The organism is Bacteroides sp. BFG-606 (genome assembly GCF_024788145.1).
Taxonomy (GTDB): Bacteria; Bacteroidota; Bacteroidia; order Bacteroidales; family Bacteroidaceae; genus Bacteroides; species Bacteroides vicugnae.
In genome coordinates, this window is record NZ_JANUIL010000001.1 from 3,060,445 (window position 1) to 3,082,197 (window position 21,753).

The window sequence follows — 21,753 nt, forward strand, 5'->3', positions numbered from 1 at the left end:
CATAATTAAAAGTTATTTAGGGCTACCGATAAGTAGCCCCGTTGGTTTATGCGACATCTTTTCCTAAAAACCTATTCACAAAATAGATTTGTCCTTTTCCCGTAACCTTCGTTGTGGTGGTAACCAACACCGAACCATCCGGCTTAGTAATTGATGTTTTCTTCAATTCAAAAAGCCCTAATTTCATGGATTTCTGTGTCGGTTGATTGTAGTAGTCACCTTTCTGGCAGAGATAGCCATTATCACGCATCCATGAGAACAAACGATTTTGACCGATATTCACACCGTTCTGTTGTAGTATCTTCGCTAATTCAGCTATCAAACAAGAACGTTGGGAAGTCGAGACCGCATCGGCAAAAAGAACTTTAGGAGCATCTTGTTGAATTTTACTTTCCGCTTCTATAAGGCGCTGCTCTTTTCGTTTCAGTGTCTCTTGTGCTACAATCAGCGCACGTGCCATAATTTCTTCAGGAGTATCATTCTGATGGGCTGTAATATAACCGCCATGCTTGCGGATTGAGGGCAAAACTTCATCGCAAACCCAATCTTGAAACTTTTCGGCATCCGGTAATTTAGATTTCATAGTCAAACGATAAACTTCACTCTCTTTGCCGTACTTTATGTCTTGCACACCGCCATTTGTGGGGGTCGGCAAAATAACGACCCCTTTACAGTGTTGATTTACAGCATCGGCAGGTCTGCTATATCCAAGTGCTTTTGCCACATCAGACAAGCAAAACAAAGGTTCTTCATTCTCATTCATTGCAATTCTTACCTCTCCGAATTGCTCATTCTGAAAGATTTTAATTTCATTCATAATATATTGATTTAAATTTTAGACAATAGGGATATAGGCGGAATTGTCTCATTCCGCCATTTAATTAGAATTTAAATATTCGATAACAAGAACTTTAGACAATCCTTGTGCGGATCGTCCGAATGGTGGCTAAAATGGTAATCTTGGAATTGCTGGAATAGTCCTTGCGAAAGTATGAAGGCATAAGCTTCATTCTTGCAATTCTTTTCGATTAGGAACTTTTCATAAGATACAGTTTTCGCACTGCTAGGCGTAGATGTAGAAGTTACTGCACTTCGCTTCTTCTCTAATTTCATTGGACTTGGCATGTTATGAAATTTGAGTTATTAAAAATAAGAAAGGCTATCGCCTCACGAACCGCCAAGTCCAAGTTATTACATAATTGTAGTAACCCATGTGAGTGATAGCCCCTATATCTTTGCAATATAAACGCAACGCATAGCCACAAAAATAGCTACTACAAATTATGTCTAATACATGAACTTGGCGTGTTCACCGCAAAGATACACTCAAATTTCAAAATACCAAATGAAAATCTTATTTTTCTGCTAAGTAACCATTCACAATCTCTATAAACTCCTCCAAAGACCGGCAGACAACATACTTCGCTCCTATACTATCAAATTCCTTTTGATAGGCTTTTTGGTGATCGCTTTGTCTTCCTGTCCTAGTCTTTAATTCAATTCCCATAAAAGGATAATACTTGTTAGGGATCAACATAAGTAGGTCAGGGAAACCGGCACGTACTCCCATCTGTTTAAACTTTGCAGCTTCGATAGCATTCCGTTTACCGCCATTAGGAGAATGATGCAACCTTAGCCTATATTGAGGATATTGCAAATCGAACCAGCAAACACAAGCTCTTTGCAAATCATCCTCTTCATGTTTTGGCTTCTTGCGGATATTCTTACCGCAGTACTTCGCTTTCATTTCTTCGAATGTCATGACAATTTTGATTTTATCTCATTGAGAAGCGTTTCGTTACTCGTATAATATCCTACACCTGCTATATCACACAGGAATCTTCTTAAATCTTCCGGAGATTTAAACTCTATATAATTATTTGGAAGAGGAATTATACGCTGTTCTTTTCTATAAACTCTATGTCCTCTATGCTCAACTTCTTTAATTAGCTCATTATCGTCACACTCTTCAAGAACTTCATCAATGTAATCGTCGAGGTCTATTTCAACCTCTGTCGTTATTTCTACGGTTCTCATAATTTCTTTGAATTTTCTTTCTAGTTTTACGAATCATATCTTCATCTCTCAAATTGTACCCTCTAATGAGGATTTCTGACGTTTTCAAGCACCGGACTATCGTCTGGTATTCTTGTTTGGTTATTGTTATTTTCATGTGGAGAAGCCCCGATTCGAACGAGGATGGGCTTTACTGCCAATAAGCGAGAGTCCCGGCATACGTTCCGTGCGTCTTCCAATTCCGCCACTTCTCCGTGTTTGCCCGCCAATCTTCACAGACAAGCAGGCTGGGGTAAAAAGGTTAACAAAGCTATCTCAACAGCTCACTCTTCCGGATTATAGCTCTACCGGTTACGATAGTGTTCTCCGTATTGTGAGATAATGTGCTTTGTTTAATGCCGATCTGGTCTTCAGATAAATGCCGGAAGATACCCGTTACCGAACTGAAGTAATAGTTCCGCTTTTCGAAGATCAGGTAGACATGGATTACTTTAGTTTTTCGCATTGTTTTATTTCAAAACTTCCAAATAGCTGATATATGGAATTATTTGTATTTTTTGATTGTTGAGAGAATATCTTCAATAGGTAAAGATATCGCTGTTTTGCCTGGTTCTTCGTATTCTTTCAAATACTCATAAGCATCAGAAAATTGTTCTTTTGCTCTTTTGAAAGTTCGTAAAGAAAGAAGTGTTGAAACGATCGAATCATACGTTTTTTCTTTTTCTTCAGTCAACTTATCTATTTTTAATCTCAATTTGTCGATACGTTCAATGATTTGGCTACCAACTTCTACATGAGGATACCAAGTAGTTGAAGCTGGGAAATAAGAAAGTCCGTCTACTTTTACTTCATATTTTCCATTATATAAAGTTGCACAAGATGCTTTCTGAAACGTACTTTTGTACTTATCAAAGCATTCTTTCAAATCTTTCGGTAAAGTGTCTGAAATGGCTTTGTTTGCCAAATCTGTTCTTTCCTCCGTAAGCGAAAGAATCTTTGCGCCAATAGGTGCTACCATTTTCTCTGCAACTTTTGCAGAGATAGTTCTTGTTATATTCATAGTTATATAAATTCTTTATTGCGTTCAATATCCCGTTTTATTTAATCTCATAGCCTCCTTCTCGTAGCTCAACAAAGTGCGTAAGGCGTCTAATTGATGTGTGCAAGCAGCATTAAGCCGGTCAAGCCGATCCACCAAATATGATTCATCTTCCGCTATGCTGTCAAGCAAAGCATTTTGCACCTTTGCCGACAAGCATTGCTCTTTAGCTATTGCGATGATGGTATTGCTTATCTCTGTAGATTTCTTCTTCCGGAGCAGTTTCTTCGCATCCGCAAGCATCTCACCGGATCGATTCAGATACACCATTATAACTGATATCCTTTCCTGTATCTCTACCGGATTATTTGAACAGGTAATGTTCAGATAGTCGTTTATTTCACTAATTTCTTTTTCCATACGCTACGCTATCATTTTTTCAATCATTTCATTAGCCATCAGAATCCGCTTCTCTATGAGCTTGAAATTAATGTAATCCGGGAAGATTCTAACTATATGAATAGGGCTTCTTTGAAAAGGACAATAAACTACAAAGTCACACCATTCGGCACCGGTCACCATCATGTGAGATTGGCACTGGTAGAAATATTCAGGTTTAGCAAGAAGCAATCCGACATTATCTTTCACTTCTTCTTTATATTTCATGAAAGTATTTTGGCTAGGGCATTTGATCTCAAGCGTTCCTTTCTCTCCGTCATCGTTACAACAGAAGCCATCAGGAGAAGAACCAAAGAAAGGAATATTGGGATGCAGGCAAAGACCTGTTTCAATCATATTATTCCCCTTCATTCTGTTATACAATTTGCGAGCGTCAGCTTCCTGTTCATTACCCCACTCGATAGCCTTTGATGAAACTCCTACCTGAAATAGGTATTTTTCAAACAGATTATCATCATTAACAATATATGGATTCATGCTTCTCTCGGCTGCCAGTTGGTAGATATAAGATTTTGCGGTATCTCCGAACAAATCTTCTTTCTTCCTTCCGGATTTCATCAAGTCACCGACACGGGAGCCGGTGACCTTTCCCAATCGCTTGCGGTACCATTCTAAAGAATGTTGAGCTTCCATTATGGTGATATTTTAAATTATTCTTTTTTAGTTTTATCTACTCCGGCAGCTTCAGCCGCAATATCAGCTATCTTATTATTTATGGCTTCTTTGCTTTCACGTATCGGCTTCATTAATTCATCTACCGTAGTATCTCCGTCTTTCAATGCCTGGATCGTTCCCATTAGCATTGAAATTTCGTCAGCACCGATTTGGTTTACCGTTTGCTTTCCGCACATCTTTACAACTTCTTCTTCGGTTATGCCATAGTTATTTTTGAAATTGTTCAGTACCCCTGTTCTTACTTTCAAAAGTTTGTCGGAGTCAGACAAGTCGCCAGTTATAAATTTTTGTGCTGCGCAATACACTCTATCTGTTATAGCTTTAGGAATAACAGCAAATACGGCATTACGATAAGCGATTGAGTTTGCAGCGTTACCTGTAACTGTAATCATGTCGTCAGAGAATCGCTGTCCGTTTTTACCAATGATACTACGTCTAACTTCAAATGCAGAAGCAACATTAGTTTCCAGATCCCAGCATGTCCCACGGCTGATGACTTGCTTGTCTGTTATTTGCACAACTTTTGCTTCTGTACGCATATTACCCCAATTAGAGACAATTATTTTAGCTAGATGAACGGACGGACCGGTGATCGGTTTCCCGCCACGGGGAAGGGCGTAGCTACATGATTGGGCTGTTTCTTGATTCATAGTAGCCATTACAACCGAGTTGTCTATACTGCGTCTTATATCTCGTGGATAACGTTTGGCTGTTGCTACTTGTGAATCAACATTTGCTCTTTCTACGGCATCAACTTGTACGATTTGTACGTCTTGCGTTTCAACGGGAAGCACTTCATAGTTTTCTAAATTCATATCTTATATTATTTAAAGTGGTTTAAATTGCTCCCGGAGTGCCGATCAAGGCAAACCGGGACTAAATTAAGATAGTCTGCGGATAATATTACCGCCATACGAACTTTTAGTCAGTTCTATAAACTCATAGACGGTAAACCTATCATTGTATACATCTATACCTTTGTCCTTACAAAAAGCTTCTCTTCCAGCCTTGCAACTCCCAGTAAGTACATGATGCCATATAAACAATTCCTTAGCAGAATACTTTTTAGAAAAGTCAGAAAAATGTTCTTTAAACTTATCTATCCTTTCCTCTTCTGTACTATCATCATAAAGCTTTTCTTGCAAAGATTCAAATGCCTCATGCAGAGTATTACCATGAGAAAATTGATTATTCTCTTTTACTATAAAACAAGGAGTAAGAGATAAGTCAGACTGAAGGATAAAACCTTTTGCGATATTACCCTTTACATTGGCGATAATAGTAGGTATATTATCTACTACATAAATAGAATGCCCATTTATGGATTTTACGCCATAGCCATAGCCATCGCCATCGCCAGAGCCAGAGCCATCGCCATCGCCAGAGCCAGAGCCAGAGCCAGAGCCATAGCCATAGCCAGAGCCATAGCCATAGCCATAGCCATCGCCATAGCCATCGCCATCGCCAGAGCCAGAGCCAGAGCCAGAGCCATAGCCAGAGCCATAGCCAGAGCCATAGCCAGAGCCATAGCCATAGCCATCGCCAGAGCCATAGCCATCGCCAGAGCTAATACTTAGAAACTGTTTTATTCTATCTTCCATCACCTTGCCCATACCGGTACACTTTCAATAGATTTTACAGATTCGTTTGAACACGGAATAATCTCAATAGCATCCAGAATTTCTATTTCCGGAACCATAACTGTGAATTTACATTCAGATGGATTAGTAGTACCGTTAACTGCTAATTGAGATATACTAGCTGCACCATCCCAATACCACAATCTACGACAATTTGTGAGCTTCACTTCACTACCGTTTCTTTCTACTAACTCTCCGAAAAATACACCGGAACGATTTCCTCTTACAATTACTTTCTTTTTCATGATTATATATTATTAAAGTGGTTAATCGAAATAAATAAAGCGCCTATCCTCACGAACCGACGCTTCCGAAAATCTCATTTTAAACGACAAAATTTAGTTCCTAGATACCGAACCAACGGACACTAGGATATAGAACATTTATAACTCAAAACAGGGTCTCTCACCCTACACAGCTCCTTAACTGCGGATTTGGTTAATTAATAAATGAATGGTTATTTGCGATTTCCGAATAATTCTAAAGCTTTTTTCTTATAGGTAAGAATAACTTGGCCTTCTTGTTTTATGGCTCCGTCTAATTTACCTGATTTTTTCATTCTGTATGCTTGATTTTTAGAAACTCCAAAAATTTTAGCTATACCTTCAAGCCCATATACAATTTCATCATCTTCTGCTTCCTTGGATTTAGGGAGCAAACTACTACAAAGGTTTTTAAATTCCCCAACAGTTAATTTATATAGGGGAGTGTCATCTGGGATTCTTTCTGCTCCAATCATTGCTATTCCTCCTTTCTGAGATATGGTTTAAATATCGGTTTTAAAATGCAATTATAAAACCAAACTGAATATATAATACCGGCCAGGTTAATAGTATAATTCCATTCCCCTGTATCTTGATTAATGTCATTAAAAGTAAGGATACAAGGTAAAGCCAAGATATTAATCAGTATAATGTTTATTATCAACCTTTTCATAGTAATGTTTATTATGCAGCATAATTTATGCTAGTTATCATCAAATTATTATTATTTCTTCTTGCGCCCATTGTACGGGCAGACACTCTCAACTTACGTTGCATTCTTAATCTTCTCATGTCCATTTGGAAATTAGGAGTTATAGCCAACATGAAGAACCACACAGAGAAGAAAATTTCAATTCCATGCTTTCGTATTTCCTTCAAATCGAAATTTCTTTTTGTTCTATCACACAGCATATATAAAGTGAGCTCGACATTGTTATTAATTCCTAGTTTCTTATGAATGTCCCGTATTTGCGCTTTTATCGTCCAAACTGACTTTTTAAGCAAATCGGCTATTTCGTCAGGGGTTTGCCCTTTGGCTACTTCATGAGCTACTTGGTACTCACATTGCGATAAAGGTTCCATTATGCAATTCTTTTAATTTTAAAAGTGCCTTTTAAATAGTCAATGTCTCCTATTCTTTCAACCACGATACCATATCTTCTTCTAGCTCTGTATCTAGTCACGTTCATTAAACTGTCATACGAGCTATTAGGTAACTCTACAACTTCATTAATAGCTAGTCCTTTTAAAAACTGCATCCAAATTCCTTCTTTTGCCATAAGATTAATTATTTGATTATTATTAGTGGACGGTGCTGGAGTCGAACCAGCCTCACGTATTATTGGTGCACCTCACCGCAGTTTCAGCCACGAAACACAACCGCCCGTTTGCCTGCACCAAAAGATGCAGGACTTGTCATTTACTACTAATACCAAAAAGGTGCACTATCTTCGCAGACTGTACACCACGTACACCATAAAAAACTATAAAAAATAAAGTGTGCCCTACCCGATTCTCACTACCGGATGCCAGTTTTAAGCTGTCAGTAGGGCTATATTTAATCAGTCTAAATAATTAATTAGACCGATTTTTTTGCTATACTACTTACTCACGTTGCTTCCTTCCGCTCATATCATCGCTGGTTGGCTATTACGCTATACTTCGCATCGGCTATACTGCTTATCTGCGCAGGCTACTTTAACGTGCCCTGAACACGGCTTCATTTTTGAGGGTTAAGCCTCCCATCCCGAATTAGGATTCATCGGTTTACCGTTGTGCTCCGAAAGCGTTTCGCTCGCTTCTTCCGTAGATTCTAACCTAACAGAGCTACTTGTTTACTTATCAAACTTAAAACGTAAATTATCACATCCTTTTTAGACTTATTGATGGCAGTCAATTGTTGAGCAGTCACTTCATCTACTACTGCCAATTTCCTTATATACTTTCGATTGAAAGTTAATCCCTCTTTTATCTGTTCTGTACTCATAATTACCTCCAAGAACTATCGTAGTTAGTATATTTATTGCCAAAGAACGCTTTCAATACATTTCCATTGTTAGCATTAAACATAGGTTTGAAAGACTTCTTTTCCTCTTCAATCTCTCTATATTCTTTCTGCTGTCTTTTTGCAAGAAACCAAGTTTTTTTTAAAGCCTCGCTCAAAGAGATACGACGATACGCTTTCAAAATGTGAGCATGTTTCATGATATCACTGTTATTGAATTTTCCGTTTTCTGTCAAAAATGTAAATGCGTTCATCGTCTTACCTATTTTTAGTTATGTAAAAAATTTGCTTTTCTCGTTCAAACTTTGCACCTTTGCGGTGTTGGATGTTGTTTGATGTTGCAAAGATAGATATTAAATCTAATAATCAAATAGATTGTCTAATATTTATTTAGATATTAACTCTAATTAACTTATATGGGATTAAAAGAAAGATTATTGCTTTTTATTGACTACAAGGGAATCTCTACGCAAAAATTTGAGCGTATTGTAGGGCTAAGTAATGCTTCTGTATCAAAAATGGGGGATAACACCAGACAGTCTACATTAGACAAAATATCTATTAATTTCCCTGACTTAGATATAGCATGGCTTAAAACAGGAATTGGAAATATGATAAATGAAAACAAAAACACTGCCGGAAGAGACAATTATGGTGTACAAGGAAATGGAGATATCAAATCTTCATATAATACCAATGTAGGCAACACAGTTTCTGTAACAATGCCCGAATCCGGTACCCAAAAAATTATTAAGCCGACCGGAGAAGTCGAAATACACCGTCTTGATCCAAGCGATAAATCAAACTCGGAAGAGCTCGATAGGCTAAAACAGCGTATTCAAGACCTAGAGAGAATTATCGCAGAAAAAGACGCTACGATACAATCCAAGGACGACACTATTAAGTCTAAAAATGAACTAATATCTTTCTTGAAAGGTGATAGACAATAGGCGGTAATGTATTAAGTTAAGGTTATGTTTTATTTGTAAAATTACTTAACAACGAAAATACAGAATAAGTTTATAAAAACAACAAAAAAGTAACAATTTATCAGGAATCAACCATAATAAACAACAATCAAATATATTAATCAACAAAAAAATGATATTATGAAAAAGATGGTTATATTATTATTTGCATTATCAAGCGTCTTAAATACATTTGCACAAAAGATAGAATCAGACAAAACTGTAAATGGAGAAAGGACTATTATTTGTTCACATGAGAATGTAAGGAGCATGAAAGACAAAGTTGTATTTTCTGTTGCACTTTGTCTAAACCAAAGACAAGATGGAGGAGAACATTATAATATATCTTTAAAAACGACATCACTTTCCCCCATAACAGTTCCCAAAGGAGGAAAATTACTGATTAAGCTCATGGATGATTCCATTATTGAGCTTTCGTCAATAATAGAGTATGCCGGAACTGTTAGAGATGTACACAATATTAACGGATATGTATATTCAGATTATACAATTTTCCCTGCATTTCCTCTTACTACCGTACAAATAGATCAAATATGCAAAGGGGTAAAGAAAATACGTTTAGAAACAACAACTGGAGCGGTAGACAAAGAGTTCAAAAAAGACAAAATAGGACAAGTTGTATCAACAGAATACGATTTAATCAAATCTGCATTATCACAAAAAAAATCTTTTTCCGATGATTTCTAAAATACATACTTGCTCCTATGAGAGAACAAACGACCTTCATTGTTCTCTCACTACTGCCTGCAAAGGTTGGGGATGCAGGTTCCTTGTTACACCCATAGCAGAAACACCAACCACCGAAAAAGAAAAAGCAAAGCTATTCTCTTCAGTTTACCGGGAAGCAAAGCAAAAGGGAGTATTAGAGTGCCCGCATTACAATTCACTATTTATTGACGAAATACTAGCCCAATTATGAATATTAAAAGAAACTGTATATTTCTCCTAGACAAAGAGAAAGACAAGCCGGATGCCAAACTCCGTTATAGAATAAGATGGGGAACAAACATTGTAGCCTTTAATATTGGCTACCGTGTTGATATTGACAGGTGGAATACAGATTCTCAGAGATGCAAAAATAACACCACACACGGGAAGAAGAAAGTACATTCTTCTGTTATAAATAGGGAAATACAACGTTTTGAGGATATTTCAGAGGAAGTATTCTATTTTTTTGAGCAACAGAATGCTATTCCATCTCCTGAAGAGTTTCGTAAGGAAATGAATACTAGGCTGGGAAGAGTAGTAGAAAAAGAAAAGAACTTTTTTGATTGCTATAATGAGTTTATTATCACTGAAGGAAAGGACAAGAGTTGGACGGAAGCGACTTATAAAAAGCATAGAACAATAAAAAAGCATCTTCAAAATTTTGCACCCAACCTGGAATTTGCAGACCTTACAGAAAAAGGACTTGGAATGTTTGTTGATTACCTTCTTTCGTTATCCAATGGGGAAGGGAATACTACAATGAAGAATAGCACCATTAAAAAGGATATAAATATAATGAAATGGTTTCTTCGATGGGCCACACGTAATAACTACAATCAGGAATTATCCTATATAACCTTCAAACCAAAGCTAAAAACAATTCCTAAGAAAGTGATATTCCTAGATTGGGAAGAACTTATGCAAATTTATAATACTCCTATTCCTGAAAGCAAAAGTTATCTTCAAAGAGTAAAGGATAAATTTCTATTCTGTTGCTTTACTTCCTTACGATATTCAGATATGGAGAATTTGAAATGGACAAATATTTATGATGAATACATCGAAATCACTTCCATTAAGACAAACGATCCATTAAAAATAGAACTCAATGATTATTCAAAGGAGATTCTTAATAAATATGAGAAATGTAATGAGAAAGTTTTTCCTGCAATATCAAATCAAAAGATGAACGATTACTTGAAAGAACTTTGTAGTCTTTGCGGCTTGGATTCTCCTGTAACTATTACCTATTATAAGGGAAGTGAGAGAATAGATGAAACAATACCTAAATATCAGCTTATTACAACACATGCAGGTAGAAGGACTTTTATATGCAATGCTTTGATGCTCGGAATATCCCCTAACATTGTAATGAAGTGGACGGGACACTCCGATTATAACGCAATGAAACCTTATATTGAAATAGCCGACAAAGCTAAAAAAAAGGCAATGAGCCTATTTAATAAATAGTCCCTAGGTTGAAAAAGCAGGGACTAAAACAAGGACTATCGATGTAGTTGCTTAATGATGGTTGTGTATTGAAATGAGGAAGTGCCATTCCTTATGCATATGATTTATGAGCATTTAAATTTGTGTCATATGATTTAGAAACAACCCCAAAAAAAAAAAAAAGGGGGGGGGGGGGGGGGGGGGGGTGTTTTTTTTTTTTTTCCCCCCCCCCCCCCCCCCCCCCCCCCCGGGGGGGGGGGGGGGGGGGTGTTTTTTAAAAAAAAAAAATGGTGAAACACCCCCCCCCCCCTTTTTTTTTGGGGGGGGGGGGGGGGGGGGGGGGGGGGGGGGCCCCCCCCCCCCCCCCCCCCCCCCCCCCCCCCCAAAAAAAAAAAAAAAAAAAAAAAAAGGGGGGGGGGGGGGGGGGGACCCCCCCCCCCGGGGGGGGGGGGGGGGGGGGGGGGGGGGGGGGGGAAAAAGAGGGGGGGGGGGGGGGGGGGGGGGGGGGGGGGGGGGGGGGGGGGGGGGGGGGGGGGGACCCCCAACCCCAAAAAAAAAACCCCTGGGGGGGGGGGAAAGGGGGGGGGGGGGGGGTTTTTTTTCCCCCCCCCCCCGGGGGGGGGGGGGGGGGGGGGGGGGTTTGGGGGGGGGGGGGGGGGGGGGACCCCCCCAAAAAAGGGGGGGGCCCCCCCCCCCCCCTAAAAAGGAAAAAGAGGGGGGGGGAAAAAAAGGGGGGGGGGGGGGGGGGAAAATTTTCCCCCCAGGGGGGGGGGGGGTTTTTTAAAAATTTTGGGGGCGGCCCCCCCCAAAAAAGCACCCTTCCCCCCCCACCACCAGGGGGGAAAAACTTTTTTTTTTTAGAACTGTTGGTGCCAAAAGCAAAAATTTTTTGGGGAAAAAAAAAGTGAGGGTCAACAATCTGGTGAGAAGGTAAACAAGATTTCTTGCAATCTTGATAACAAGGTAGATAATAGACATTCTTACAATCAGCAAAATAACAGTAGTGGTGATTCTCTATTATCTATCTTCTCATTGGGAGATGGCAATAATTACAATGCAACATCGGCAAAGGAATTACAGGCACAGAAACGCAAAAGGAAAAAGAAGAAAGGAATTAGACGATGATTGAATATGAAGAACTAAGAAGTGATATAGACCACTACCTGATAATTCGTTTCGAATATCATAAATTGTCTATTTATTTAAAACTGAAAGGATAAAAACGTTTTCTCTAGTTACTTCATATTCATCCGATTGAGTTTTAGTAAAAAACGGATAGAATACAGTATGCAATTTCTCTGGTTCTTGACTATGATAGCTCTAAAGTATGAATTCAAGCATATAGGAATGGAATGCAGCAATACCAAAAGGAGTACATTTGAGAAGAAGATCGGTTCTTGCTCCGTGAATGAAAAGAACCATCAAAAAGGCTTATTTTTCAAAGAAAGGTATATATCAAGAAAAAAGCATTATCTACAGTATTTAAAACAATGCCAAATATTTTGTGTAATAATTTTGCTTTATCATCTTATTTTAGTTAATTTGTATTCTATCAAAGAAGTAAATGCAATGAAACAGAAAAGAATTCAAACGATAAATGCTATATTAGATCAGGATTTAGAAGCATTGTTAAAGCAAACAGATAAATATGAGGATCTAGTCAATGGGCGGATCTTGTGTGAAAACTGTAAAAAAGTAATTGCAATTGAAAATATCGGTATAGTTCTGCCTGATATACAAAATGACACCATAAAGTTGAGGTTTTATTGCGATGATATTGATTGTATTCAGAAATACTATTTAGAAAATGGGAGAGGCTGAAATATACAATGATATTAGAACTATTCTAACATCTTTAGGACTGCCAATAATAGCAGTTATTGCTATAGTTATAGCATTCTTTTTCCCTGATAGAATTAAAATATGGGTAGGAGTTTTTCAATATCATATAGGTAGAATATACGTTGGCGTTAGAAAAAGTTCTATAAAAAACCGCCTAGAAGGAGCTTGCACTCATTCTTTAAAAAAGTTAGGAAAAGAATTACCCGACTTGGAGATTCCAGAATTATCTATTAAATGGGTAAAAGAAGATAATCTACAAGCAAAACTTAAGGAAGGTAAAGCTATTGTTAAACTACGTTTTTCGGACGATCAAACCCGAAACATAATTAATGCAGCAACTGTATACGTAAAAGAAGCTTTTCTTATACACTCAAAGCCTTACATGAGTAAAAATTTCGTAAAGGCAATGGATTTTTCTATTACAAAAAAAATATTGTTAGGAATTCATAATAATAAACGAAATGTTATTAGCGAATTCATAAAAGAATATGCACTGGATCTTAATTCAATACAAGACAAATGTTCCCAGATTGAAGTTATTGATGATGCAGGATTATTTACTAGAATATTAATTCGAGAATTAGATTTTTTTGGAAATAAATTAATAGGTAGAAACCCTTCGGATGATTACAAAAATGAATCAGACAAATTTCTATCATTTCTGCATGAAATTACAACTAGAGATGCTGATGATCTTACCCCATTACAATTTGTGGAAAATATTCTAAAAGTAGGAGTATTACTTGTTGCAAAGAAAGATACTTATTATCAACATGGATTACACCCATATTTAAGACGTATAAAATTAGGATTAGCAAGAGGTATAAAAACATTTTATTTATTGGCAAGAGAAGACAAAGTTGAGATATTAGAAAGCGTAGCTAAAGAACTTCTACTTACTGGAAATTTTATTCTGATAAATAATCCTAGAAGTTTCAGTGATTCTTATAATCGTGAGGTTATTTGTTATTGTCTTAGAATAGATACTGAAAGCTCCTTGACTTCTACATACAGAGAAATTTCTCTAGCTTTGGACAGCAAAGAGAAAATGCAGGGAGTTGTGACAAAGTTAAGGGAAGATGGTCTTAAAGTTGATGTTAATGGAGTAGAAGGTTTTGTCCAGATAAGAAATTTGAGTGCTTCAAAAATATCAGATATAAGAAAATATTTCAAGGAAAAAATGCTTATCGAGCTAATTCCCATAGAAATAGGTAGCACTGGAATTGTCGAATTCACTCTAATAGATACTTGCAGTGATCCTAATAACTTAATTAATGCTAATTTTGAAATAGGAAGAACTATATCTGCCAAAGTAAAATACTGCGATGATGATTTTGTAAAATTTGATGTGGGACATGAAAAAATAGAAGGCATTTCATTTAGGAAAGATTTAACATATAGCCGATTCTCATTACTCCATAAGCAATATGAATTAGGTACAGAACATGAATTTATTGTTAAAAACAACGATTTCGAAAATAATACGATATATCTTAGATTAAAGCAGTTAAAAGATCCTTGGGATTCATTGATGATTAGAAAATTTAGTCAAGTAAACTTCTTAGTATGTAGGAAAGTAAATTATGCATTTATTGGAGAACTCCAAGAGGGGGTAGAAGGAATACTTGCTTACAAAGAATTGTCTTGGTTCAGTTCAGAAATTGAAGGTATTAAAAACTCTATAAAGTTAAATGATAATGTAGATTGCGTTGTAAAAGACATAGACAAGGAAAAGCGTCTCATTTATTTGACATTAAAAGATAGACAGAATAATCCTTATTTTGAATATCTTGATGCCAATAGAAATAAGGTTGTTGAGTTCTTTGCAATTGAGGAAACCATATATGGTATTTTGGGAAGTATTGAAAGCAAGTATCAAGTTTTCATTCCTAAAAATGAACAGTCTTGGAATGGAGATAAATATAATTGCAAGATTGGGAAAAATAACAAGGTTGTAATTAAAGAATTATCCAATCGAGGTGATTCCTTAATCGGTACATTTCGGCCATTAATTCCTCATCCATTAGCATTGTTTTCAAATAAGTTCGACGTTGGACAAATATTAAAACCAATAAAAGTACTCAATACCTATAATTGGGGAGCATCCTTTATTATTAGTATTGGACATAAAAAGTTTGAAGCCCTCTTGTTTAAGGGAGATATTAGTAATCTATGTTTTATAAAATCTTGTATTGGGATTTTTGATAATATTGATAAAATTCCGTTAGCTATAAAGGAAATAGACTTAGATAAAAATAGAGTAACATTAAGTCTAAAGGAGGTGTTGAATAATAATCTACAAAGAAGTAGAGAGTGTAAATATACAAACGAATATGAATCGATTGTTATTGGCAGCAATAATCAGGGTTATGTTGTTTTACTTAAAGGTCTATGGATTGAGGCTATATTAGAATCTACACAAACTTATGAGACAGGGAAAATACTTACTCTTAGACCAGCGAGATTATCAGATGAGATCATTATTCTGACAGATGAATAGTTTAAGGAGAAGAATGTCGTACTTATAGTTTCATAATCCTTAAATCTTCTTATCCTCTCTTGTATTGCACAATTTTCTTTTAATATTTTGTAAAATCATTAGAAAAGACTATTTTTTTATATTCTCCATGCGCAAACTACCGCAAAAGCACGTGGCAAATTAGTTGGATAATTCATGGGATATGCTTGAAATAAGAAACATTAAATTTAAAATATCAACATGGTAACTCTCTTAGAAGAATCCTGGTGATAAAGATATTCTAAATAGTAAATGTTTAGTTTGACGAATATTTTTGTTCTTATCAGATTAAGCATTATCTTTGTAACAGGTTGTTGAAATGGTGCAACTCTAAGAATTTAAAAGTAAATAAAATAGCACGTTGCTAAACCATTACTCTTTCTAATTATATATTCAGAACTAATTGTTATTTAGAAATATAATCCGTAAACATGTAATAGTGGCATAAGTATGACTAATAATCAAAATGAGTAACTAGAATTAAAGAAAATAATGCTTCTATTTTATTTACGAATACTTGGAATATCCTTAAAAGAGTAACCTAGCTAGTATCATTTCTACTTTATCTACGATTTAAATCACCCCAAGCCCTAATATATGAGAAAGAACAAATAGATAAGAAATAAAAAACATATAAGCGGTTGAGTAATGCTAAAAACAAAACATTACTGCACCGAGAGACTAAATCCCTATTTTCAGTTTTGATTATACAAGTTATGATCACTGGAAGTGGGGATTTTCTCGTATCTATATTCTTTCGACATAGGGAGCTAAAGGCTCTCTTTATTTTTTTCTTCTCACCGTTCACTGCCCACTTCTATTCATTTGAAAGCCTTATTTATGAAATAAAACAATGAATTATTAACAATTAAAGAATAGGAGAAATAACAATGAAAAAAGTAAAAATGATTATTGAAGTAGTAAAGTTTATCGGGCTATTTGCCCATTTACTAGAAGCGTTTGAGTTCATAGAATCCTTTATTAAAAGGAGAACTCAACAGAAACCAAATCCCGTAGGATTTAAAACAGAAGAATGATATGACTAAATTCGAAAAAATCGAAACTGGTCTAATCATAATTTTTGAAGTTGTACTATGTACGCTTAAAAATGGAAAAAAATTTAGAAACCTTTTGAAGAAGAAGGTCTCAAAAATAGAGTAAGAAACAATTTAAAAACAAGTAAATATGGAAACAAATTTATTAATAGCACCATCTCAGAATATGATGATGGGAAGATCAAACGAGTGGAAACAGGACGTAGAAGATGCAGTTCTCATTAGAGAGCAACCACAGAAACGTTCGCCATTCATAGAGTCAAACACAACCGAGGTGACATTAGATCATCTCAAGAATGAATGTATTATACCCGTGTTCTCAAAAGACAATGAGGTATGTATATCACATCAAAGCTTCATAGAATCAGTTTATGAGGCTACTAAAGATTTTTATCATGGGGAAACTATTTATACCCCAGACATAAGAGTCAGTCATACAGTCAAAGGACGGACTCCAGAAGCGATCAATAAAAGAACAGATCAACTACTGGAATCTGACAAAACAATGTATTACGAAAGAATGATTTTCAATATAGAAGTTCCGAGTATTACCCAGAACGTAAATGGAAATCAACTGAACCTATCAATCACAGGCTGTAAAAGCTATGGGAGAGATAACTTAAGTGGGAAAATGACAGCACAGAAATTTAGTTTAGCTGTCGGATTCCTTAATCTTGCCTGTACTAACCAATGTCTTTCAACGGACGGGTACAAGGAAGAGATCAGAGCTACAAGTTCAAGGGATTTATATCAATTCACCTTAGACTTGTTTAGCCAATATAATGTAGCAAAACATATTCACCTAATGCAATCGCTTGGTGATACTATGCTAAGTGAAAACCAATTTTGCCAAATCTTAGGAAGAATGAGATTGTATAACTATTTGCCCCAACATCAACAAAAGGAACTACCCAAACTTCTTATTACCGACAGCCAAATTAATAACGTGGCTAAGCAATATATCCATGATGATAATTTTGCCGGAAATAATGGAGAATTAAGTATGTGGAAGTTCTATAACTTGATCACAGGCGCAAACAAAAATAGTTATCTCGATTCATTCTTAGGACGCAGCGTTAATGCCACTGAGGTATCATTGGGACTAACAGAAGCATTGAATCATAGAGACGAAGCATACGCATGGTTTATCGAATAACCGTGTAAGAATATGATTTGTATTATCCGAAGAGGGTATCACTGAGAAAAGGTGGTATCCTCTTTTATTTTTTAAACAACTTAATAACAGGAAAATATGGAAAGATTTGAATTAGAAAACAGTAGAGAATTTAAAGCAGCGATGGAATTAGAGAAAGCACTAAACGACATGTGCTTTGATTATAAAAGTTTTGCCGAAGGTATCAAGTATTATCACCCTACTCTACAACAATCATTATTTAGATTGATCAGGGAAATTATCTATGTTCAGGCAGATGAAGAACGACACTATGACGCCCGGAACAAAGCATCTCATGAAGTTGCCAAGAAACTAGTGAAAGTGATAGCAACGGAATGCTTACCTTATATATAAAAATATGTATCTTGAATGTACTTGTTCTCAAATCACAATAGAGAAATGGAAACAGAAAATGAAAAACAGCCGACCTCTCAATTATGGTTGGCTAGTAAGACGGATCAAGAAACAACTACCTTTATTATATAAGGAGCTATGTTTGGAATTCTATAATCCGTGGGAGGATCAATGTAAGGTGAATCGGGATTATTATATTCTAGTTCATTCGGCTGTAGAGTATTTTATCAGAAAAAGATAAATATCAAAGAAAAGGAATCCTGATATTACTAATATAATAAGGTATTAGTGATTATCTGAAAATTCCTATTTTAAAGCAACAGGAATCTTGTCAGGAAATAAAGTATATCAAAACTTTAAATCTTAGAGGATTCCTTTTTTATATGCACCACTCTCATGAATTGAAGTGGTTTTGTATTCAAATCAAGGATGTGTTCAAATAAATCTGATGGACGGTTTTGAATACATCTTTTCGTGTTATCAATTTAATCAAAGAATTATATGGAAACAAAAGCTGTAATTTATGCACGTGTATCATCTAGTAATGATAGGCAATCTACTTTTAGACAAATTGAGGATTTAAAAAGATATGCTAAGTCACAGGATATAGAAATAGTGAATATATACGAAGAACATATCTCAGGTGCAAAGAAAATTGAGGAAAGGCAGATTCTAGGAGAATGTTTAGAATACTGTAAACGTGAATCTGTGAATTTTCTACTTTTATCAGAATTAAGTAGACTTGGTAGATCGACTTTACAAGTATTACGGAGTTTAGAAATGCTACATGAATCCAAAGTATCGGTTTACATACAAAACTTAGGATTATATACTTTGCAGCCAAATGGAGAAGTTAATCCAATAGCTTCTATTATGGTGACAGTACTAGCCGAAATGGCAAACATAGAACGGAGTAATATCCAATATCGCTTAAATTCCGGCAGAGCAAATTATATCTCAAATGGAGGTAAGCTAGGTAGAAAAACTGGTTCGACTAAAACGGAGGAAAAGAAAAAAGAAGAGTATAAAGATACCATTGCTTTATTAAAGAAAGGATATTCAGTTAGGAACGTTGCTAAACTTCAAAGTATTGGAATTTCAACAGTTCAGAGAATTAAAAATCAATTTTTGAGCGATAAATAGAAATTAAGGGAGCTTCGGCTCTCTTTTTTTATTTTTCTCCGGCTAGAAAGGAATAAAAGCCTTACTTTTGAAGAAATAAATACTCATATAAGAGCGTTACATTGAACAAAAAAACGTATTTTTGCAAAAGTTCAACCGGAGAAATGGTTGGATTTTATAGAAAGCGTATTTTTGCTTTTATCCTAAGATCGAAATCGCCAATTTCAAAGTGAAGGGATAAGGGACAAATGTAACGCTCATTCTGTTTTGTATATGTACTTGTATAGCACATGCTGTACTTGATTACATAACATCATGGCATGGGTATTTGTTTCTTTGTTCATTTTTCACTAGGCGTTTGGCGATGCCCGATCTTGAATGAATGCAGACAAGTCCATGCCTTTCTTGTATACTAACGTTTAATCAAAATTAACGGCTGAATTCGGGACTTATAGGCGTATAGGAGAATATAGCTATGAAAAGTAAGTCTACAGCAGTGTTGTTCGCAATTATTCTCGGTGGTTTAGGAATCCACCACTTCTACCTTGGTGATACTAAAAAAGGATTATGCTATTTAATCCCTTGGGTTCTTTTTTGCTGGACTCTCGCTATTCCTATAATTCTTTGGATTATAGAAACTATAGAAGGTATTTCCCTTGCATGTAAAAGTCAAGAAGAGTTTGACATGAAATACAATAAGGGTTATCATAGAACCTCTTCTATGCCCTCAACTAATTACGCCCCCAACTATACAAATCAAGTACCTAAAGAACCGCAAAAATCAAAAACAGACCAACTTTTTGAATTAAAGAAACTGTATGATGCTGGAATACTTACCGAAGAAGAGTTTAATGTTCAAAAAACTAAAATTTTAAATTCTTGAAAGTACGACCATAAAGTTATGTCTAAAGTTTTATAAATATATCAAATAATAAATTCAAGTATGAAAAAAATATTTTTATTTCTTGCCATATTGATGGGAGTGTCTAGTATGGCTTTTTGCCAAAACAAGCAGTTGGAAAAACAGCGTTCTAAAATGTATAAAGCTAAAATCAAGGAGTACAAAAAAGAAGGATGGAAGCTAGATTCTAGCTCTAAGACCATAGAGGTTGTTCTACTGGAACATTATGAAAAACTGAAAGACGAAAATAATCAAGAGATTGTAGGTACAACATCCAATTGTCGTTCTGTGAATGTATGTCGTCAAGTCGCTTATAATAATGCTATTACAACTTATGCCAGCCTCGCTGCATCATACGTAAAAGGTAGGACAGTTTCTGATGTAAATCTAAATTCGTCAGATAAAGATGATACAGCAGAGTTTGATAAGTTTTACGCAGCTTATGAGCGAGTAATCGGAAGTGAAATAAAGAATGGAGTACTCAAAGAAAGTTATAGCATCAAAAGAAAAAAAGGTGATATAAATGAATACCAAATAGTATTCTTAGTAAACGAGGATAAGGCTTTACTAGCGAGAAAAAAAAGCGATGCAACGTGCTTTAGAAGAGAGTCAGTTAGCTCAAAAGTATGCCAATGAGATTTCTAAATTTGTAAATGAAGGAGTAGAAAATCTAAATCAGTAAAAGTATGAAATATCTTATTTTAATATTAGGATTATGTTTCTATATTCAAATTCAAGCTCAGCAAAAATCAGAAAACCAACGTCCTCCATGGATGAGAGGTGATCTACCTATACAAACTAATCACAGCTACTGGTTCAAACAAATGTACGGTGAAGGAAAAACATTATCGGAAGCAAGGCAAAATGCAACATTGGCTCTATTGGGGGATTTGATGAAAGCAAAAGGATTCACCGTATCAGGCAATGAGCTTGAACAGATTCTTTCAAGCGATTCTAACAAAGAATATAATGAAACGACTTTAAGAGACTATTCATATAATATAGAATACGATCAGCAAAAAATATCTTTTCAGGTAGCGGACGAATATTGGGAATTATTAAATGGTAACTATGTCTGTTATATATTATATGAGGTAGCTAATGATCCAAAATTTGTAAGGTTTGAAACAGTCACATATACAACTAAGTATGGAGCATCCGCATTACTTCGTTCTGTTATTGTACCGGGATGGGGACAAATGCACAAGCGACAGAAAGCGAAAGGAATAGCAATTTTAGGAACAGAAATTGCATCAATCAGTGGAATTGTTATATCACAGAACTTGCATAAGAGCTATCGAAATAAGACTAAGAAGGAACAAGATAGCAAGTTGAGACAATCGTATCAGAATAAAAGTAACACATGGGGAAATATGAGAAACGGTTTTATCGTTGCCGCATCAGCTATTTACATTTATAATATTGTAGATGTACTAGCCTCCAAAGGTGCTAAACGATACAACAATCAGCGTTCTATTGCATTCTCTCCATTCATTGATGAAAAAACTAATTATGGAATTTCATTTGCGTTCAAATTTTAAAAT

26 protein-coding genes, 1 tRNA gene and 1 pseudogene are annotated in these 21,753 nt (G+C 35.8%); 13 read left to right on the forward strand and 15 right to left on the reverse strand.

Annotated elements, in window-relative coordinates; translation table 11 throughout:
• Positions 1 to 46: 46 nt before the first annotated feature.
• From NXV01_RS10980 to NXV01_RS11050, 15 genes are all read right to left on the reverse strand, one after another.
• Entirely contained in the window at positions 47 to 817 is a 771-nt protein-coding gene (locus NXV01_RS10980; RefSeq protein ID WP_259022416.1) for a phage antirepressor KilAC domain-containing protein, read from the reverse strand.
• Positions 818 to 1,354: 537 nt separating this feature from the next.
• Positions 1,355 to 1,762 (reverse strand): VRR-NUC domain-containing protein, encoded by a 408-nt coding sequence (locus tag NXV01_RS10985; protein ID WP_259022417.1) that lies wholly within the window; start codon positions 1,760 to 1,762, stop codon positions 1,355 to 1,357.
• Positions 1,759 to 2,037, reverse strand: coding sequence for a hypothetical protein (locus tag NXV01_RS10990; RefSeq protein WP_259022419.1), 279 nt, complete (start codon positions 2,035 to 2,037; stop codon positions 1,759 to 1,761). Before NXV01_RS10990 ends, NXV01_RS10985 begins: the two co-directional genes overlap by 4 nt.
• A 289-nt stretch (positions 2,038 to 2,326) precedes the next feature.
• A complete protein-coding gene (locus NXV01_RS10995; protein ID WP_195580435.1) occupies positions 2,327 to 2,521 on the reverse strand; it encodes a hypothetical protein in 195 nt (64 codons plus the stop codon).
• 39 nt (positions 2,522 to 2,560) lie between these two features.
• Complete coding sequence (locus NXV01_RS11000) at positions 2,561 to 3,076, reverse strand: Nmad5 family putative nucleotide modification protein (RefSeq protein ID WP_259022420.1); 516 nt, start codon at positions 3,074 to 3,076, stop codon at positions 2,561 to 2,563.
• Positions 3,077 to 3,100: 24 nt separating this feature from the next.
• Positions 3,101 to 3,475 carry a hypothetical protein gene (locus NXV01_RS11005; RefSeq protein ID WP_149964893.1) on the reverse strand — a complete coding sequence of 125 codons (375 nt, stop codon included), beginning with the start codon at positions 3,473 to 3,475 and terminating at the stop codon, positions 3,101 to 3,103.
• A gap of 3 nt (positions 3,476 to 3,478) precedes the next feature.
• Complete coding sequence (locus NXV01_RS11010) at positions 3,479 to 4,147, reverse strand: lambda exonuclease family protein (RefSeq protein ID WP_259022421.1); 669 nt, start codon at positions 4,145 to 4,147, stop codon at positions 3,479 to 3,481.
• 17 nt (positions 4,148 to 4,164) lie between these two features.
• Positions 4,165 to 5,004, reverse strand: coding sequence for a hypothetical protein (locus tag NXV01_RS11015; protein WP_259022422.1), 840 nt, complete (start codon positions 5,002 to 5,004; stop codon positions 4,165 to 4,167).
• A 512-nt stretch (positions 5,005 to 5,516) separates the two neighbouring features.
• Entirely contained in the window at positions 5,517 to 5,747 is a 231-nt protein-coding gene (locus tag NXV01_RS11020; RefSeq protein ID WP_259022423.1) for a hypothetical protein, read from the reverse strand.
• Between the two features lie 42 nt (positions 5,748 to 5,789).
• On the reverse strand, positions 5,790 to 6,074 hold the full coding sequence (locus tag NXV01_RS11025) for a DUF6948 domain-containing protein (RefSeq protein WP_259022424.1): 285 nt from the start codon (positions 6,072 to 6,074) through the stop codon (positions 5,790 to 5,792).
• Positions 6,075 to 6,286: 212 nt separating this feature from the next.
• A complete protein-coding gene (locus tag NXV01_RS11030; protein WP_259022425.1) occupies positions 6,287 to 6,568 on the reverse strand; it encodes a DUF3853 family protein in 282 nt (93 codons plus the stop codon).
• 208 nt (positions 6,569 to 6,776) lie between these two features.
• Positions 6,777 to 7,175 carry a LuxR C-terminal-related transcriptional regulator gene (locus NXV01_RS11035; protein ID WP_259022426.1) on the reverse strand — a complete coding sequence of 133 codons (399 nt, stop codon included), beginning with the start codon at positions 7,173 to 7,175 and terminating at the stop codon, positions 6,777 to 6,779.
• On the reverse strand, positions 7,175 to 7,372 hold the full coding sequence (locus NXV01_RS11040) for a hypothetical protein (RefSeq protein WP_122138714.1): 198 nt from the start codon (positions 7,370 to 7,372) through the stop codon (positions 7,175 to 7,177). The genes NXV01_RS11035 and NXV01_RS11040 overlap by 1 nt, the downstream gene beginning before the upstream one ends.
• Before the next feature lie 26 nt (positions 7,373 to 7,398).
• A tRNA-OTHER gene (locus NXV01_RS11045) sits at positions 7,399 to 7,478 on the reverse strand.
• Between the two features lie 603 nt (positions 7,479 to 8,081).
• A complete protein-coding gene (locus tag NXV01_RS11050; RefSeq protein ID WP_259022427.1) occupies positions 8,082 to 8,351 on the reverse strand; it encodes a hypothetical protein in 270 nt (89 codons plus the stop codon).
• Positions 8,352 to 8,513: 162 nt separating this feature from the next.
• On the opposite strand from NXV01_RS11050, the gene NXV01_RS11055 reads away from it, so the two are divergent.
• The 13 genes and pseudogenes from NXV01_RS11055 (at position 8,514) to NXV01_RS11115 (ending at position 21,750) form a co-directional block, all read left to right on the forward strand.
• On the forward strand, positions 8,514 to 9,047 hold the full coding sequence (locus NXV01_RS11055; protein WP_259022428.1) for a hypothetical protein: 534 nt from the start codon (positions 8,514 to 8,516) through the stop codon (positions 9,045 to 9,047).
• 159 nt (positions 9,048 to 9,206) lie between these two features.
• On the forward strand, positions 9,207 to 9,773 hold the full coding sequence (locus tag NXV01_RS11060) for a hypothetical protein (RefSeq protein ID WP_259022429.1): 567 nt from the start codon (positions 9,207 to 9,209) through the stop codon (positions 9,771 to 9,773).
• A 228-nt stretch (positions 9,774 to 10,001) separates the two neighbouring features.
• On the forward strand, positions 10,002 to 11,264 hold the full coding sequence (locus NXV01_RS11065; RefSeq protein WP_259022430.1) for a site-specific integrase: 1,263 nt from the start codon (positions 10,002 to 10,004) through the stop codon (positions 11,262 to 11,264).
• A gap of 852 nt (positions 11,265 to 12,116) precedes the next feature.
• Positions 12,117 to 12,368, forward strand: a pseudogene (locus NXV01_RS11070) (clindamycin resistance transfer factor BtgB); the annotation flags it as partial.
• A gap of 444 nt (positions 12,369 to 12,812) precedes the next feature.
• On the forward strand, positions 12,813 to 13,064 hold the full coding sequence (locus NXV01_RS11075; RefSeq protein ID WP_259022431.1) for a hypothetical protein: 252 nt from the start codon (positions 12,813 to 12,815) through the stop codon (positions 13,062 to 13,064).
• Positions 13,051 to 15,585, forward strand: a complete 2,535-nt coding sequence (locus NXV01_RS11080) for a hypothetical protein (protein ID WP_259022432.1) — start codon at positions 13,051 to 13,053, stop codon at positions 15,583 to 15,585. Before NXV01_RS11075 ends, NXV01_RS11080 begins: the two co-directional genes overlap by 14 nt.
• A gap of 908 nt (positions 15,586 to 16,493) precedes the next feature.
• The gene (locus NXV01_RS11085; RefSeq protein WP_259022433.1) at positions 16,494 to 16,640 is read left to right on the forward strand and encodes a hypothetical protein; all 147 of its coding nucleotides are present in this window, start codon (positions 16,494 to 16,496) and stop codon (positions 16,638 to 16,640) included.
• Positions 16,641 to 16,788: 148 nt separating this feature from the next.
• On the forward strand, positions 16,789 to 17,814 hold the full coding sequence (locus NXV01_RS11090) for a DUF3871 family protein (RefSeq protein ID WP_259022435.1): 1,026 nt from the start codon (positions 16,789 to 16,791) through the stop codon (positions 17,812 to 17,814).
• 96 nt (positions 17,815 to 17,910) lie between these two features.
• Complete coding sequence (locus NXV01_RS11095; RefSeq protein WP_259022437.1) at positions 17,911 to 18,186, forward strand: hypothetical protein; 276 nt, start codon at positions 17,911 to 17,913, stop codon at positions 18,184 to 18,186.
• A gap of 501 nt (positions 18,187 to 18,687) precedes the next feature.
• Positions 18,688 to 19,329, forward strand: a complete 642-nt coding sequence (locus NXV01_RS11100) for a recombinase family protein (protein WP_259022438.1) — start codon at positions 18,688 to 18,690, stop codon at positions 19,327 to 19,329.
• Positions 19,330 to 19,783: 454 nt separating this feature from the next.
• Entirely contained in the window at positions 19,784 to 20,191 is a 408-nt protein-coding gene (locus NXV01_RS11105; protein ID WP_259022439.1) for an NINE protein, read from the forward strand.
• 60 nt (positions 20,192 to 20,251) lie between these two features.
• Positions 20,252 to 20,845 (forward strand): hypothetical protein, encoded by a 594-nt coding sequence (locus NXV01_RS11110; RefSeq protein ID WP_259022440.1) that lies wholly within the window; start codon positions 20,252 to 20,254, stop codon positions 20,843 to 20,845.
• Between the two features lie 50 nt (positions 20,846 to 20,895).
• Entirely contained in the window at positions 20,896 to 21,750 is an 855-nt protein-coding gene (locus tag NXV01_RS11115; RefSeq protein ID WP_259022441.1) for a DUF5683 domain-containing protein, read from the forward strand.
• Positions 21,751 to 21,753: the final 3 nt, after the last annotated feature.

Excerpts from the sequence above, each read along its gene's own strand:
- NXV01_RS10980 (WP_259022416.1), bottom strand. The coding sequence starts at position 817 with ATGAATGAAATTAAAATCTTTCAGAATGAGCAATTCGGAGAGGTAAGA.
- NXV01_RS10985 (WP_259022417.1), bottom strand. The coding sequence starts at position 1,762 with ATGACATTCGAAGAAATGAAAGCGAAGTACTGCGGTAAGAATATCCGC.
- NXV01_RS10990 (WP_259022419.1), bottom strand. The coding sequence starts at position 2,037 with ATGAGAACCGTAGAAATAACGACAGAGGTTGAAATAGACCTCGACGAT.
- NXV01_RS10995 (WP_195580435.1), bottom strand. The coding sequence starts at position 2,521 with ATGCGAAAAACTAAAGTAATCCATGTCTACCTGATCTTCGAAAAGCGG.
- NXV01_RS11000 (WP_259022420.1), bottom strand. The coding sequence starts at position 3,076 with ATGAATATAACAAGAACTATCTCTGCAAAAGTTGCAGAGAAAATGGTA.
- NXV01_RS11005 (WP_149964893.1), bottom strand. The coding sequence starts at position 3,475 with ATGGAAAAAGAAATTAGTGAAATAAACGACTATCTGAACATTACCTGT.
- NXV01_RS11010 (WP_259022421.1), bottom strand. The coding sequence starts at position 4,147 with ATGGAAGCTCAACATTCTTTAGAATGGTACCGCAAGCGATTGGGAAAG.
- NXV01_RS11015 (WP_259022422.1), bottom strand. The coding sequence starts at position 5,004 with ATGAATTTAGAAAACTATGAAGTGCTTCCCGTTGAAACGCAAGACGTA.
- NXV01_RS11020 (WP_259022423.1), bottom strand. The coding sequence starts at position 5,747 with ATGGCTATGGCTCTGGCGATGGCTATGGCTATGGCTCTGGCTATGGCT.
- NXV01_RS11025 (WP_259022424.1), bottom strand. The coding sequence starts at position 6,074 with ATGAAAAAGAAAGTAATTGTAAGAGGAAATCGTTCCGGTGTATTTTTC.
- NXV01_RS11030 (WP_259022425.1), bottom strand. The coding sequence starts at position 6,568 with ATGATTGGAGCAGAAAGAATCCCAGATGACACTCCCCTATATAAATTA.
- NXV01_RS11035 (WP_259022426.1), bottom strand. The coding sequence starts at position 7,175 with ATGGAACCTTTATCGCAATGTGAGTACCAAGTAGCTCATGAAGTAGCC.
- NXV01_RS11040 (WP_122138714.1), bottom strand. The coding sequence starts at position 7,372 with ATGGCAAAAGAAGGAATTTGGATGCAGTTTTTAAAAGGACTAGCTATT.
- NXV01_RS11050 (WP_259022427.1), bottom strand. The coding sequence starts at position 8,351 with ATGAACGCATTTACATTTTTGACAGAAAACGGAAAATTCAATAACAGT.
- NXV01_RS11055 (WP_259022428.1), top strand. The coding sequence starts at position 8,514 with ATGGGATTAAAAGAAAGATTATTGCTTTTTATTGACTACAAGGGAATC.
- NXV01_RS11060 (WP_259022429.1), top strand. The coding sequence starts at position 9,207 with ATGAAAAAGATGGTTATATTATTATTTGCATTATCAAGCGTCTTAAAT.
- NXV01_RS11065 (WP_259022430.1), top strand. The coding sequence starts at position 10,002 with ATGAATATTAAAAGAAACTGTATATTTCTCCTAGACAAAGAGAAAGAC.
- NXV01_RS11075 (WP_259022431.1), top strand. The coding sequence starts at position 12,813 with ATGAAACAGAAAAGAATTCAAACGATAAATGCTATATTAGATCAGGAT.
- NXV01_RS11080 (WP_259022432.1), top strand. The coding sequence starts at position 13,051 with ATGGGAGAGGCTGAAATATACAATGATATTAGAACTATTCTAACATCT.
- NXV01_RS11085 (WP_259022433.1), top strand. The coding sequence starts at position 16,494 with ATGAAAAAAGTAAAAATGATTATTGAAGTAGTAAAGTTTATCGGGCTA.
- NXV01_RS11090 (WP_259022435.1), top strand. The coding sequence starts at position 16,789 with ATGGAAACAAATTTATTAATAGCACCATCTCAGAATATGATGATGGGA.
- NXV01_RS11095 (WP_259022437.1), top strand. The coding sequence starts at position 17,911 with ATGGAAAGATTTGAATTAGAAAACAGTAGAGAATTTAAAGCAGCGATG.
- NXV01_RS11100 (WP_259022438.1), top strand. The coding sequence starts at position 18,688 with ATGGAAACAAAAGCTGTAATTTATGCACGTGTATCATCTAGTAATGAT.
- NXV01_RS11105 (WP_259022439.1), top strand. The coding sequence starts at position 19,784 with ATGAAAAGTAAGTCTACAGCAGTGTTGTTCGCAATTATTCTCGGTGGT.
- NXV01_RS11110 (WP_259022440.1), top strand. The coding sequence starts at position 20,252 with ATGAAAAAAATATTTTTATTTCTTGCCATATTGATGGGAGTGTCTAGT.
- NXV01_RS11115 (WP_259022441.1), top strand. The coding sequence starts at position 20,896 with ATGAAATATCTTATTTTAATATTAGGATTATGTTTCTATATTCAAATT.